Origin of the sequence: Dactylosporangium roseum (assembly GCF_025264685.1) — a bacterium.
Taxonomy (GTDB): domain Bacteria; phylum Actinomycetota; class Actinomycetes; order Mycobacteriales; family Micromonosporaceae; genus Dactylosporangium; species Dactylosporangium roseum.
Genome location: NZ_CP073721.1, coordinates 1,271,716 through 1,284,824 on the forward strand (window position 1 = coordinate 1,271,716; position 13,109 = coordinate 1,284,824).

11 protein-coding genes are annotated in these 13,109 nt (G+C 72.0%); 7 read left to right on the plus strand and 4 right to left on the minus strand.

The window, feature by feature from the left end; genetic code table 11:
- Positions 1-169 precede the first annotated feature (169 nt).
- Complete coding sequence (locus Drose_RS06670; protein WP_260727306.1) at positions 170-733, minus strand: hypothetical protein; 564 nt, start codon at positions 731-733, stop codon at positions 170-172.
- A 125-nt stretch (positions 734-858) separates the two neighbouring features.
- On the opposite strand from Drose_RS06670, the gene Drose_RS06675 reads away from it, so the two are divergent.
- From Drose_RS06675 to Drose_RS06695, 5 genes are all read left to right on the plus strand, one after another.
- Positions 859-1,809 carry a cobalamin biosynthesis protein gene (locus Drose_RS06675; RefSeq protein WP_260727307.1) on the plus strand — a complete coding sequence of 317 codons (951 nt, stop codon included), beginning with the start codon at positions 859-861 and terminating at the stop codon, positions 1,807-1,809.
- Between the two features lie 284 nt (positions 1,810-2,093).
- Entirely contained in the window at positions 2,094-3,602 is a 1,509-nt protein-coding gene (locus Drose_RS06680) for a cobyric acid synthase (RefSeq protein ID WP_260729624.1), read from the plus strand.
- A complete protein-coding gene (locus Drose_RS06685) occupies positions 3,599-4,219 on the plus strand; it encodes a uridine kinase family protein (protein WP_260727308.1) in 621 nt (206 codons plus the stop codon). Before Drose_RS06680 ends, Drose_RS06685 begins: the two co-directional genes overlap by 4 nt.
- Positions 4,220-4,333: 114 nt before the next feature.
- The gene (locus Drose_RS06690) at positions 4,334-5,443 is read left to right on the plus strand and encodes a M48 family metallopeptidase (RefSeq protein ID WP_260727309.1); all 1,110 of its coding nucleotides are present in this window, start codon (positions 4,334-4,336) and stop codon (positions 5,441-5,443) included.
- Positions 5,444-5,520: 77 nt separating this feature from the next.
- Positions 5,521-6,873 carry a dipeptidase gene (locus Drose_RS06695; RefSeq protein WP_260727310.1) on the plus strand — a complete coding sequence of 451 codons (1,353 nt, stop codon included), beginning with the start codon at positions 5,521-5,523 and terminating at the stop codon, positions 6,871-6,873.
- A gap of 186 nt (positions 6,874-7,059) precedes the next feature.
- Here Drose_RS06695 and Drose_RS06700 read toward each other — a convergent pair whose 3' ends face one another.
- Genes Drose_RS06700 through Drose_RS06710 form a run of 3 tightly spaced genes read right to left on the minus strand, consistent with a single transcriptional unit; the run spans position 7,060 to position 10,321 of the window.
- Complete coding sequence (locus Drose_RS06700) at positions 7,060-7,512, minus strand: response regulator (protein ID WP_260727311.1); 453 nt, start codon at positions 7,510-7,512, stop codon at positions 7,060-7,062.
- Positions 7,509-9,098, minus strand: coding sequence for a sensor histidine kinase (locus Drose_RS06705; protein WP_260727312.1), 1,590 nt, complete (start codon positions 9,096-9,098; stop codon positions 7,509-7,511). The genes Drose_RS06700 and Drose_RS06705 overlap by 4 nt, the downstream gene beginning before the upstream one ends.
- Positions 9,095-10,321 (minus strand): PP2C family protein-serine/threonine phosphatase, encoded by a 1,227-nt coding sequence (locus Drose_RS06710; protein WP_260727313.1) that lies wholly within the window; start codon positions 10,319-10,321, stop codon positions 9,095-9,097. The genes Drose_RS06705 and Drose_RS06710 overlap by 4 nt, the downstream gene beginning before the upstream one ends.
- Positions 10,322-10,542: 221 nt before the next feature.
- Here Drose_RS06710 and Drose_RS06715 point away from each other — a divergent pair, with 221 nt between their 5' ends.
- Positions 10,543-12,117 (plus strand): Na+/H+ antiporter, encoded by a 1,575-nt coding sequence (locus tag Drose_RS06715; protein WP_260727314.1) that lies wholly within the window; start codon positions 10,543-10,545, stop codon positions 12,115-12,117.
- A gap of 225 nt (positions 12,118-12,342) precedes the next feature.
- Positions 12,343-13,092, plus strand: coding sequence for a DedA family protein (locus tag Drose_RS06720; protein ID WP_260727315.1), 750 nt, complete (start codon positions 12,343-12,345; stop codon positions 13,090-13,092).
- The last annotated feature ends 17 nt before the right edge of the window (positions 13,093-13,109 follow it).

The window sequence follows — 13,109 nt, forward strand, 5'->3', positions numbered from 1 at the left end:
GGCAGCACCACCGGCGGCGACCGCCCTCCGAGTTGCCGCAGTCTCCGCTTGTTGCCCGTGTCCGCCATCGCCGCCCCCTTCCCGCGTCCGGGAAGAGCTTGCGACAGGTGGAGCCACCGCCGCTCGCGCCGGCGGTCGAATCTGTGGACAACCGCCGGCTTGTGGACAACTACACGAAGCGGTGCTGTGTGCCGTCGAGGGCGGGCGCGGGCCGTACATCTGCGAAGAACTCCCAGATACCTCGACGGCGAACCAGCAGCTTGCGTGACAGCAGATAACGGTCGCCGGCGAAGAACACGCGGTCGACGGCCCGGCGGACCTTGGCGAGGCCGGGCGGCGAGTGGGAGCCCGTCACGATGACCACGTCGCGGGCCGGCACGCCCACCACGAGCTCGCCCGGGACGGACCGCTCGAGCCCGGCCCAGAACGCCTCCGCGAGCAGCAGGGTCGACGCGATGCCCTCGAAGTTGACCATGAGCGCGGGCGGCTGCCCGTGGATCGCGGCGGCTCCGAGGCGGGCGTCGAGATTGTGGGCGGCCTCCCGGCGCAGCGCGCGTCGAGGCATTTCCATGCGTTGCAGGTCGGCCCAGGTGGCGAGGCGCTGCCCGAACGGCGGGCCGTAGCTGTAGCCGACCCCGAGTCCGCTCATGAAGTCGTCGAGCACGGGCGAGTGCGCGTCGTCGCGGCGAACGTCCCGCAGCGGCACGAGAACGGGCAGGAGCACGAGCTGCACGAGTGCAAAATAGGACGGTGACGGATGTGAGACAAGCTCTTGTTTTTGCGCCGTCTGCTTGCTAAGGGGAGGTGCCCGGAGGGCGGCTCGAAAAATTGTCAGTCGGTCTCTGTAGGTTCTGGCGCATGGTTCGACCCAGGTATGCGGCGGACGCGGCCGGCATCGTGCTCGGCGCGCTCCTCGACGTTGTGTTCGGTGATCCGCGCCGGTGGCATCCGGTGGCGGGGTTCGGGCGGTTCGCCCTCATGGTGGAGCGGCGCACATACGCGGATGACCGGGGCGCGGGGGCCCGGTTCGCCGCGGTGGCCGTCGGCGTGCCCGTCGCCGCAGCCGGGCTCGCGGGATGGCTGACGCGGCGCAGACCGCTCGCCCGCGTCGCGCTCGTCGCGGCCGCGACCTGGGCCGCGCTGGGCGGCACCAGCCTGGCGCGGGAGGGGCGCGTCATGGCGGATCGGCTCGAGAGCGGCGACCTGTGCGGTGCGCGGGCACAGCTACCCAATCTGTGCGGGCGTGATCCGTCGGCGCTCGATCCGCCGGAGCTGGCCCGTGCGACCGTCGAGTCGGTCGCCGAGAACACGTCGGACGCCGTCGTGGGGCCGTTGTTCTGGGGAGCCGTGGCCGGGTTGCCGGGCATCGTCGGCTACCGGGCCGTCAACACGCTCGACGCGATGGTGGGCCATCGCTCCGCCAGGTATGCCCGGTTCGGCATGGTCTCCGCGCGCCTCGACGACCTCGCGAACCTGGCGCCGTCGCGGCTGACCGGGGTGCTGACCGCCGCCGCGGCGCCGGTCGTCGGCGGTGATCCCGCGCAGGCGCTCCGCGTCTGGCTGCGGGACGGCAGCCGCCACCCGAGTCCGAACTCCGGCCAGTGCGAGGCGGCCACCGCCGGTGCGCTGGGAGTCCGGCTCGGCGGGCGCAACGTGTACGGCTCGCGGGTCGAGGAGCGTCCGCACCTGGGCGACGGCGGGCCGCCGACCCCGCTGGACGTGCGGCGCGCGGCGATGCTGTCGGTGACCGTGGGCGCCGCGGCCGTCGGGCTGGCCGCGGCCGCACGTTGGTGGCGAGGGCGGCGATGAGCGACGAGCCCGGAGCGGAGAGTGGGCGCGTGACCGGTCCGGAGCGGAGCGGAGGGGCCGGTCACCATGGGCTCAGTGTGGAGGTCGCGCGGCCGGAGCGGAGCGGAGGGCGTGTGACCGGTCCGGAGCGGAGCGGAGGGGCCGGTCACCATGGGCTCAGTGTGGAGGTCGCGCGGCCGGAGCGGAGCGGAGGGCGCGTGACCGGTCCGGAGCGGAGGGAAGGAAGTGTGACCGGAAAGGGTGGGCTGCTCGTCGCGGGGACCACGTCGGACGCGGGCAAGAGCATGCTGACGGCCGGGATCTGCCGCTGGCTGCGCCGGCAGGGGGTCGATGTGGCGCCGTTCAAGGCGCAGAACATGTCGAACAACTCGGCGGTGGCGATCGAGCCCGACGGCACCGGCGGTGAGATCGGCCGGGCGCAGGCACTACAGGCGGTCGCGTGCGGGCTGGCACCGAGCGTCCGGTTCAACCCGGTGCTGCTCAAGCCCGGCTCCGACCGGACGAGCCAGGTCATCGTGCTCGGGCAGGCGGTCGGACACATCGGCGCAGCCAACTACGCCGAGATCAAGGACCGGCTGCGCGCCACGGTGCTGGAGACGCTCGACGACCTGCGGGCCCGGCACGACGTGGTGATCTGCGAGGGGGCGGGCAGTCCGGCGGAGATCAACCTGCGGGCCACCGACTTGGCCAACATGGGCCTGGCCCGCGCCGCCGACCTGCCCGTCGTCGTGGTGGGCGACATCGACCGGGGTGGAGTGTTCGCCGCGCTGTACGGCACACTCGCCCTGCTCGACGCCGATGACCAGGCGCTGGTCGCCGGGTTCGTGATCAACAAGTTCCGCGGTGACGCCGGGCTGCTGCGGCCGGGGGTCGAGTCGCTCACGGCGCTGACCGGGCGGCCGACGTTCGGGGTGGTGCCGTGGTCGTTCGACCTGTGGCTGGACGCGGAGGACTCGCTGGCCTACGACGGCCGGGTTCTGGGGCGCCCGGCGCCGGCGCGGGGGAGCCAGTGGTTGCGGGTGGGAGTGGTGCGGCTGCCGAGACTGTCCAACGCCACCGACGCCGAGGCGCTGGCCTGCGAGCCGGGTGTGCAGGTCCGGCTCACGGTCGAGCCCGCCGACCTGGCCGACGTCGACCTCGTGGTGCTGCCCGGCAGTAAATCCACAGTGGACGACCTGGCCTGGCTGCGGGAGCGGGGGCTGGCCGACGCCGTGCTGCGGCACGCCGCGGCGGGGAGGCCGGTGCTGGGGATCTGCGGCGGATTCCAGATGCTGGCCGAGCGGATCCACGACGACGTGGAGAGCCGCCGCGGGGCGGTGCCGGGACTGGGGTTGCTGCCCGTCGACATCACGTTCGCGGAGCGCAAGACGCTTGCGCTGCCGTCGGGAACGGCGTTCGGCGGGGTGCCCGTCAAGGGGTACGAGATCCATCACGGGCAGGTCGCGCGACCGGCCGGTGACCCGTTCATCCGGCTGCCCGGCGGGGCCGGTGAAGGGGCGGTCGTGGGCAACGTGTTCGGCACGCACTGGCACGGGGCGTTCGAGACCGACGGGTTCCGGCGGACCTTCCTCACCGAGGCGGCCCGGCTCGCCGGGCGGCACGGGTTCGTGGTCGCGCCCGACACGTCGTTCGCGGCACTGCGGGAGCGGACGGTCGACGTCCTGGGTGACCTGGTGGAGGAGCACCTCGACACCGACGCGCTGTGGCGGCTCATCGAGGGTGGCGCGCCGGGTGACCTGCCGACGATCGTGCCGGGCCTGCGGGTGACCGAGCCGGTGACGGGGGTCCGATGACCGAGGCGAAACGAACCTACGCCGCACTCGCGCGGACGGTGATCGAGCGGCCGCCGCGGCTCGGGCCGGTGCGGCTCGTCGCGGTCGACGGGCGGGCCGGCTCCGGCAAGACGACGTTCGCGGGGCGGCTGGCGACCGCGCTGAGGGCCGAGGGGGTCGCGGTCGCCGAACTGCACACCGACGACTTCCTCGACGGCTGGGCCAAGCCGATGGCCTGGCAGCCGCGCCTGCGCGAGTGGGTCTTCGAGCCGTTGCGGGAGGGGCGGGCGGGTGCGTTCCGGCGGTACGACTGGGCGGCGGAACGGCTGGTGGACACGTGGACGCCGCTCGAGGTGCCACACACGCTGGTCGTGGAGGGAGTGGGCAGCGCGTCGGCGGCGGTTCGCCCGGACCTCACCCTGAGCGTTGTTGTCCACGCGCCACGGGAGCTGCGGCTGGCGCGCGGTCTGGATCGCGACGGCGCGCGGCTACGGCCGCAGTGGGAGCAGTGGATGCTCGACGAGGACACCCACTTCGCCGCCGATCCGACCGCCGACGCCGTCGACGTGCGGGCGGACGGAGCGCCATCGGTCGAACACGATCCGGAAATTGAGTACATCATGACCGCGAGCGGGTAGACGCCCTGCGCAAGACTGGGAGACGATCCGGTGAGCGGTTCGGAGCGGCCGTCGCCGCAGGCCCGGCGCGGGGCGGTCGCGGCCGGAGCGACGGCAGACGGGGAGGCGGGGCGAATGAGCACCGATGAGGCGCAGGGCGGAAACCCTCCGGCGCGACGGCGGGTGGTGCTGACCGGGATCAGCTCCCGGGCCTGGGAGCATCCGGCGGACCGGGGCGCCCTGGTGGCGCTGCGAGAGCTGCGCGGGTTCGACGACGTGCTCAAGTCGCTGCACGCGCTGTGGAACGAGCGAGCCTGGCGCCTGCAGTTCCTGGGCAACGCGATCCGCGTCGACCACCGGCAATACCCACGGGTGCACCGGCTGCTCGCCGAGGCCGGCGCGTCGCTCGACCTGGCCGAGCTCCCCGAGCTCTACGTGCAGGCGGACCGCTCGATCAACGGTATGTGCATCGGCATGTCGAAGCCGTTCATCGTGGTCAACAGCGGCGCGGTGGAGCTGCTCGACGACGAGGAGCTGCGGTGCATGCTCGGGCACGAGCTGGGCCACCTGATCAGCGGCCACTCGGTGTACCGCACGATGGTCCTGATCCTGACCGACTGGGCGGTCCGGCTGGCCTGGCTGCCGGTCGGGTCGATGGTCCTCCGGGCGATCATCGCCGCGCTGATGGAGTGGTGGCGCAAGGCGGAGCTGTCCGCCGACCGGGCGGGGCTGCTCGCCTGCCAGGACCCGGCTGCCTCGCTGCGGCTCGCCATGAAGCTGGCCGGCGGCGGCGACCTGTCCGAGGTCGACACGACCGCGTTCCTGGAGCAGGCGGCGGAGTTCGACCGGGCCGGCGACCTGCGTGACAGCCTGATCAAGATCCGGATGGTGACGGCGCGGTCGCATCCGATGCCGGTCGCCCGGGCGGCCGAGGTCCGGGCCTGGATCGACAGCGGGGAGTATCAGCGGATTCTCGCCGGCGACTACCCGCGCCGCGACGGCGACGGGGACGCCTCGGTCAGCGAGGAGATCAAGGCCGCGGCGGCGTCGTACCGGCAGGCGTTCAACCGGTCGCAGGACCCGCTCGTATCGCTGCTGCGCAAGCTCGGCGACGGTGCGTCGGACGTCGGCGAGTGGGTCGGTGCCGGTGCCGGCCGGATGCGCGGCTGGATGCGCGGCAACGGCTCCGACGGGTCCGAAGGCACCGACGGATCCGAAGGCGCCGGCCGCGGACCGGCGGAGTGAGCACGCGGACGAGAGACGGGCACCCGGCACGGGGAGGCGGCACGGAGAGACATGGGCGGCACAGTAAGTTCGACGGTATGACAGCGCTCACCGAGGAAGAACTCCGCGCCGCGATCCGGCGGGAAATGCCAGGGGTCAGGGCCGACCTGGAGCGCCTTGTGCGCATTCCGGGCATCGCCTTCACCGGGTTCGACCACAGCCAGGTCGAGCGGTCCGCCGAGGCGGTCGCCGAGCTGCTGCGTGGTGCCGGCATCCCCGACGTCCGGATCGTCCGCAAGGGCGGCCAGCCGGCCGTCATCGGCCGCAGGCCCGCGCCTCCCGGCGCGCCCACCGTCCTGCTGTACGCGCACCATGACGTCCAGCCGGTCGGCGACCTCGCGCAGTGGAAGACCGACCCGTTCGAGGCGGTGGAGCGCGACGGGCGGCTCTACGGGCGGGGCGTCGCCGACGACAAGGCCGGAGTCATGGCGCACATCGCGGCCCTGCGCGCGTTCGGCGACGACCTGCCGGTCGGGGTGGTGCTGTTCATCGAGGGCGAGGAGGAGTTCGGCTCCGAGTCGCTCGAAGACCTCCTGCGCGAGTACCGCGACGACATCGCCGCCGATGTCATCGTCATCGCCGACTCCGGCAACTGGGACATCGGCCAGCCGGCGCTCACCACCGGGCTGCGGGGCATCGTCAACGGCTTCGTCGAGGTGCGGACGCTGGCGAACGCGGTCCACAGTGGAATGTTCGGCGGCGCGATCCCCGACGCGCTGATCACGCTCTCCCGGCTGATCGCCACCCTGCACGACGACAACGGCGACGTCGCCGTCGAGGGGCTCGTCCGCACGCCGTCCGCGCCGCTGGACTATCCGCAGGACCGGTTCCGCGAAGAGGCCGGAATGCTCGACGGTGTCTCCTTCATCGGCACCGGCAGGCTGGTCGAACGGCTGTGGACCCGGCCGTCGATCTCCATCCTCGGCATCGACGCACCGCCGACCGCCGGTGCGCCCAACGCCCTGGTGCCCGTGGCGAAGGCCAAGTTCAGCGTGCGGATCGCGCCCGGCGACAACGCACAGCGGGTGTACGACACGGTGACCGCCCACCTGCGCAAGCACGCGCCGTGGGGCGCGCAGGTGACGGTCGAGCTCGAGCAGCTCGGCGAGCCGTGTGTGATCGACGCGACCGGCCCGGCCTATGACGCCGCCCGGGCGGCGTTCACCGAGGCCTGGGACGGCGCCGAACCGGTCGACATGGGCGCCGGCGGCTCGATCCCGTTCATCGCCACGTTCCAGGAACTGTTCCCGAAGGCCGCGATTCTCGTCACCGGCGTCGAGGATCCGGAGACCAGCGCGCACGGCCCCAACGAGAGCCTTCACCTGGGCGAGTTCGAGCGTGTGTGCGTCGCCGAGGCGCTGCTGCTGGCCAAGGTCGCGCGACTGAGTTGAGTCCGGGACCCCGCACGGCCCCGGCCGTGCGGGGGCTTCCGTGCGGCTGAAGGCCGTGAAGGACGCTGAGCCGCACAGGGAAAACCCCGGAGTGGCGCAGCCTGAGGCCGGCGAAGAGCGCGCGGGAAAGCTTCCACGTGGCCCGGAGCGGCGGAGCCTGAGGCCGGCGACGGCTCTGAAGGCGGGTCAGCCGCGCGGGGGGAGCTTCACGACGCTGACGAAGAACTCGTCGATCTGGCGCACCACGGCGATGAAGCTGTCGAAATCCACCGGCTTGGTCACGTAGGCGTTGGCGTGGAGCGAGTAGCTGCGCAGGATGTCCTCGTCGGCCTGGGAGGTGGTCAGCACGACGACCGGGATGCGACGCAGGTCCTGGTCCTCCTTGATGACCTGGAGCACCTCGCGGCCGTCCACGCGCGGCAGGTTGAGGTCCAGCAGGATCAGGTCCGGGCGGGTCGCTTCGGCGTGCTTGCCCTCCCGGCGAAGATAGGCCAGGGCCTCCTCGCCGTCCGGCACCACGTTGAGCTTGTTGCGGACCTTGTGCTCCTCGAACGCCTCCTGGGTCATGAGCACGTCGCCCGGGTCGTCCTCCACCAGGAGCACCTCGATCGGCAGGGATGCTTCCATGGGCGCGGTCATGAGACGGACTCCTCGATCGGGGACGGGCTCGCGGCGGACTCGGCGGTTTGATCAGGCACCGGGAGCGTGAACCGGAACAGCGTACCTTCGCGGCGCGAAGGGTCGATCCAGATCTGTCCACCGTGGTACTCGACGATTTTCTTGGCGATCGCGAGGCCGATGCCGGTGCCGGGGTACGTCTCCTTGGCGTGCAGCCGCTGGAAGATCACGAACACCTTGTCGGCGAACTCGGGCTCGATGCCGATGCCGTTGTCCGCGACGCTGATCTCGTATTCGCCGCCGACCCGCTGAAAGTCGATCACAACCCGCGGAGCCCGGTCCGGGTGACGGAACTTGAGCGCGTTGCCGATGAGGTTGCTGAACAGCGCCCCGAGCAACGGGTCCTCGCCGCGGACCGCCGGCAGGTCGGCGAAGACGATCTCGGCGCCGGTCGCCTCCCGCTGCGCGTCGAACTGCGCCGCGGCGTCGGCGGCCACCTTGTTGAGGTCGACGTCGGTGAACCCGTTGGTCAGCCGGCCGATCCGGGAGAACGCCAGCAGGTCGTTGATCAGCCGCTGCATACGCTGGGCGCCGTCGACGGCGAACCCGATGTACTGGTCGGCCCGCTCGTCGAGCTGCCCCGAGTACCGCCGCTGGAGCAACTGGCAGAAACTCGCCACCTTCCGGAGCGGTTCCTGGAGGTCGTGGCTGGCGACGTAGGCGAACTGCTCGAGATCGCGGTTGGACCGGGTCAGCTCGGCGGCCTGCTGCTCGAGCATCCGGTTGGCCTCCTCGATCAGCCGGCGGGCCTCCAGGACGTCGGTGAGCTCGGCGTTGATCCGGCGGCGCATCGTGTCGACGTCTTCGGCGAGCGCCGACAGCTCGGGCGGGCCGCTGCTGCGGATCTCGTAGTCGTAGTCGCCCGCCGCCACCCGCCGCACCTCGCCCGCCAGGTCCGTCACCGGCCCGGTCACCAGCCGGCGCAGCAGCAGCGCGAGCGCGGCGCCGGCCACGACGACCACGACGGCGGCGAAGACCAGCAGCAGGACCAGCACCCTGCCGGTGCCACGCACCCGTCCGGCGACGTCGTCGCGGCGGCTGTCGAGCGCCCGGTTCAGCACGTTGATCCGGTTGGCGGCAGCGGTGTACACCGACCGGGCCTGGTCGGTCGGTGCGGCGCGCCCCGGGTCCGGCCCAGTGGCACGGGTCTGCTCGATCAGCGGATCCGTGACTTCGCTGCGGTACCGCGCCATGGCGGCGCCGACGTCGCGCACCGCGGCCACGAGCGCCGGTTCGTCGGACACGAGCCGCTCGGTTTCGGCGAGGGTCTGCTGCTCCTGGAGTTGCGCGTCACGGTACGCGTCGAGGTCCGACTCCCGCCCGGTGAGCAGGAACGTGCGCGTGCTGGTCTGCTGGCGCAGCAGTTGCGAGTACAACCGCTCGGCATTGACCAGCGCGGGGGTCAGCCGGTCCATCACCTCGGTGGTGTCGGTCCGGTTGGCGGCGGCGGTGACGGTCGCGCTGGCCGCGATCATCACGAGCAGGCTCGCGATCACCGCGCAGAGTGCGATGATCCGCCGCCAGAGCGACCAGGAGGTTGTGATCATGACGTCCTCGAGTCGGAGGTGCGCGGGCTGAGCACGAGCACGGCGATGTCGTCGGACACCGGACCCCCGTTGTGGGCCTCCACCTGCACCGTCAGCCACGCCGGCAGGTCTCGCGGCTGGGCGCGGTCGGGGCTCGCCAGCACCCGGCACAGCCCGTCGACGCCGAGACGCTCACCGGCGACGGAGCCCGGGCCGGCACCGCCCTCGATCAGGCCGTCGGTGTACAGCAACAGCGACCAGTCCGCCGTGCCGAACGAGACCTCGGCCGCCGGCCGGTGTATGCCGGGCAGCACGCCGAGGACCAGGCCGGGCTCCACGTCGCACGGCACGGCACGACCGCCGGCCAGCAGGATCGGCGGTGGATGTCCGGCGAGGCGCATGCGGGCGGTACCGGCGGAGACGTCGACGGTCACCACCGCGACCGTCGCGAACAGCTCGTCGGAGCGCCGCTCGCTGACCAGTACCTGCTCCAGCGAGGGCAGGACGTGGTCCTCCGGCACGCCGGCGAGCACCAGCGCCCGCCAGGCGACGCGCAGCGCGACCCCGAGCGGGGCCTCGTCGACGCCGTGGCCGCAGACGTCGCCGATGAGCAGGTGTAGCTGAGTCCCGTTCGCGCCGTCCATGGCGACCGCGTCGAAGAAGTCGCCGCCGAGCAGCGCCCGGTCGCGGCCGGGGCGGTAGATGGAGAAGAGGTCGGCCGAGACGTTGCCCATCAGCGGCTGGGGGAGCAGGCCGCGCTCCAGCCGGGCCGACTCCGCCTGGCGCAGCTCGGACTCACGCAGGAGCCGGGCGTTTTCGTCGGCGCGCTTCCGCTCGACCGCGTAGCGCACGGCCCGGGACAGCGAGGCGCCGTCGACCGTGCCCTTGACCAGGTAGTCCTGTGCGCCCTCCCCGACGGCGGCGATGCCGAGGTGTTCGTCCTCCATGCCGGTGAGCACGCAGACCGCGGCGCCCGCCGCGTGCTGCAACACCTGCCGCAACCCGTCGAGCCCGCTCGCGTCCGGCAGGCCCAGGTCGAGCAGCACACAGTGCACCTCGCGGAGCCGGGGACGCGCCTCCCGCATGGTCTGGGCGATGTGCACGTCGAAGGGGGCGTCCGCCTCGGCGAGCAGCTCACCGACGAGGAACGCGTCACCCGGGTCGTCCTCGACGAGCAGCACGCGGATCCGCTCCCCGGCGAACGGCCCGTGCCGCCGGTTGCGCAGGTCCACGGTCGTGCCCACGTCGGCCATGCTCACACCCACCCGTTGGGCACAGGTATTTGTCGCGCGGCACACATGAGGACGATCCTTCCCTACGTCACGGCTTGTTGCACGTGCGGATGAAGTCTCTCAGGAGCGGGGCCGACCCCGCACGGGACGGTCGCGGGCGCGTTCGCGCCGGTGACGCGTGGTGCGGATCACGTCACTCCCTCCCGACGGAACCGGTGGATAGGCTTCGGCCCGTGCACGGGCTGGAAAACGTCGTCGGACTGATCGCGGTCGTGGTCGCGACCTCCGTGGTGGCTCGCAGGATCGGTGTGCTCTCCCCGATCCTGCTCGTCATCGTCGGCATCGGCATTTCGTTCGTTCCAGGACTGCTGGAGATCGAGCTCGACCCCGAGGTGGTGCTGCTCGGCATCCTGCCGCCGATCCTTTACGTCGCGGCGCTGGAAACCTCGGTCCCGGCGTTCAAGTTCAATTTGCGGCCCATCCTGCTGCTCGCCGTCGGACTGGTCCTCTTCACCACGGCCGCGGTCGGTTTCACGTTGAAGGCGCTGCTCCCGGACGTACCACTCGCGGCGTGTCTTGCTCTTGGCGCGGTGGTGGCGCCGCCGGACGCTGTCGCGGCCACGGCCGTCGCCCGGCGCATCGGCCTGCCCAGGCGGGTGGTGACCGTCCTGGAGGGCGAGAGCCTGATCAATGACGCCACCGCACTGGTGACGCTCCGTGTGGCCGTCGCCGCGGCGGTCGGCGGGGCGGTGGACACGGTGTCGATCACCGAGCAGGCGCTGGTCGCCGTTGTCGGCGGGATCGCGATCGGCGTCCTCGGCGGGATCATCGTGATCTTCGTGCACAAGCGGGTCACCAACCCGCTCATCGACAACGCGGTCTCACTGCTCACGCCCTGGGTCGTGTTCCTGCCGGCGGAGGCGATCCACGCGTCGGGGGTCGTCTCGGTCGTCGTCACCGGCCTCGCGCTGGGTCACCGGATGCCCACGCTGATGTCGGCGGCGTCCCGGCTGCAGATGGACGCCTTCTGGCGGATGGTCAAGTTCCTGCTCGAAGGGGTCGTCTTCCTGCTGGTCGGCCTGCAACTGCGGACGCTCGTCGCCGACGTCGAGCGCGGCTTCTGGTTCACGGCCGGCGCTCTCGCCGCGGTGGTCGGTGTGGTCATCGTGGCGCGGATCGTGTGGATGTTCCCGACGGTGTACGCGACGCGGCTCATCCCGCGCATCCGCCGCCGCGACCCCTTGCCGCCGCTGGCCATGCCGGCCGTCATCTCCTGGGCCGGCATGCGCGGGGCGGTGACCCTGGCCGCCGCGCTGTCGCTGCCGGCGGCGCTGGCCGACGGTGCCGCCTATCCCCGTGGCCTGTTCGTCGTCCTGGCTTTCGGCGTGATCGTCGCGACGCTGGTACTGCAAGGAGCCACACTGCCCACGGTGGCGCGATGGCTGAAGGTGCCGCCGGACGACCGGAAGGAGGACGCGCTCGCCGAGGCGTCGGTCCAGCACGAGGCGTCACGGGCGGGCGAGCGGCGACTGGAGGAGGTGGCCGTGGACGCGCCCGAGGGGGTCGTCGAGCGGCTGCGACAGGTCGCCCTGAGCCGGTCCAACCTGGCCTGGGAGCGGCTGGGTCGCGCCGACCGGGAAACCCCGTCCGCGGCATATGCCCGGCTTCGGCGCGAGATGCTGAACGCGGAGCGGGAGGTGTTCCGCCGGGCCCGCGACAGCGGGAGGATTCCGGAGGAGACGCTGCGCCAAGCGCAGCGGGACATGGACCTGGAAGAGTCGCTCCTCGAGCGCGAGGACCATTCGTGACCTGTGTGCACATCGAGGCGGCCGAGAAGATCGAGCCGCCCGCCGTCGACGAGACCGTCGGATAGCCCGTACCACCTGCGGGTATGCGTGTTCTCAGCGCTTTCTAAGGAGACGCGGGACACAATCATGCTCAGTTGGGCATGCAGTCGGTGGTGACCGTGTTGCAGTGGTCAACGGGGAACAGTTCTGCCGACGGGGTTAGGGGCGGGCCATGGCGAGCTCGAGATGGTAGACGCGATATTGAGCCTGGTAGCTGCGCCGGGCGTGCTCTACGCGGTGGTTCTGGTGCTCCTCACCCTTGACGCGTTCATCCCGGTCGTGCCTGCCCAGGCGCTCATGATCGGCGGAGGCATCCTCTCCACGACCGGCCATGTCGAGCTCGTGCTCCTCGTCGCGGCCGGCGCCGTCGGCGTCGTCGCCGGCGACCTGCTCGCGTTCCTCGTCGGCCGGCGCCTGGCCCACCGCGACGCCACACGGATCGCCCGGCGCAAGCCCCGGGCTATCACGCTCCGCCTGACCGAGGCGATGCGCCAGCACGTCTTCCTGGCCGTGCTGCTCTGCCGGTTCGTGCCCGCCGGTCGCATGATCACCGCTGTGCACGCGGGCCGAAACGGCGTGTCGACCCGCCGTTTCGCGACGTACGACGTGGTCGCGGCGACGCTCTGGGCCTCGTACGGTGCGCTGCTCGGCCACTTCGGCGGCGAGGCGATCGCCGACTCGTCGTGGCTCCCGCTGGCCCTGGTCGTCGCCGCCGCCCTGCTCTTCATGGCCGGCGCTCCGCTGCTCGGCCTGATCGGCAAACTGCGCCGCCGGGCCGCCGCTGCCGCTCCGGCCCAGCTCCGCCGCCGCAGCGCGACGGAGACCCTGGCGGCCGCCGAGCCGCTGGCCGCGATCGAAGTGATGGTGGCCGCCGAGGCCGTCGCGGCCGCCGAGTCCGTGGTGGTCGGCGTCAACGGCCTCCAGCCCGCCGCTTGACCTGGGCAAGCAGTCAG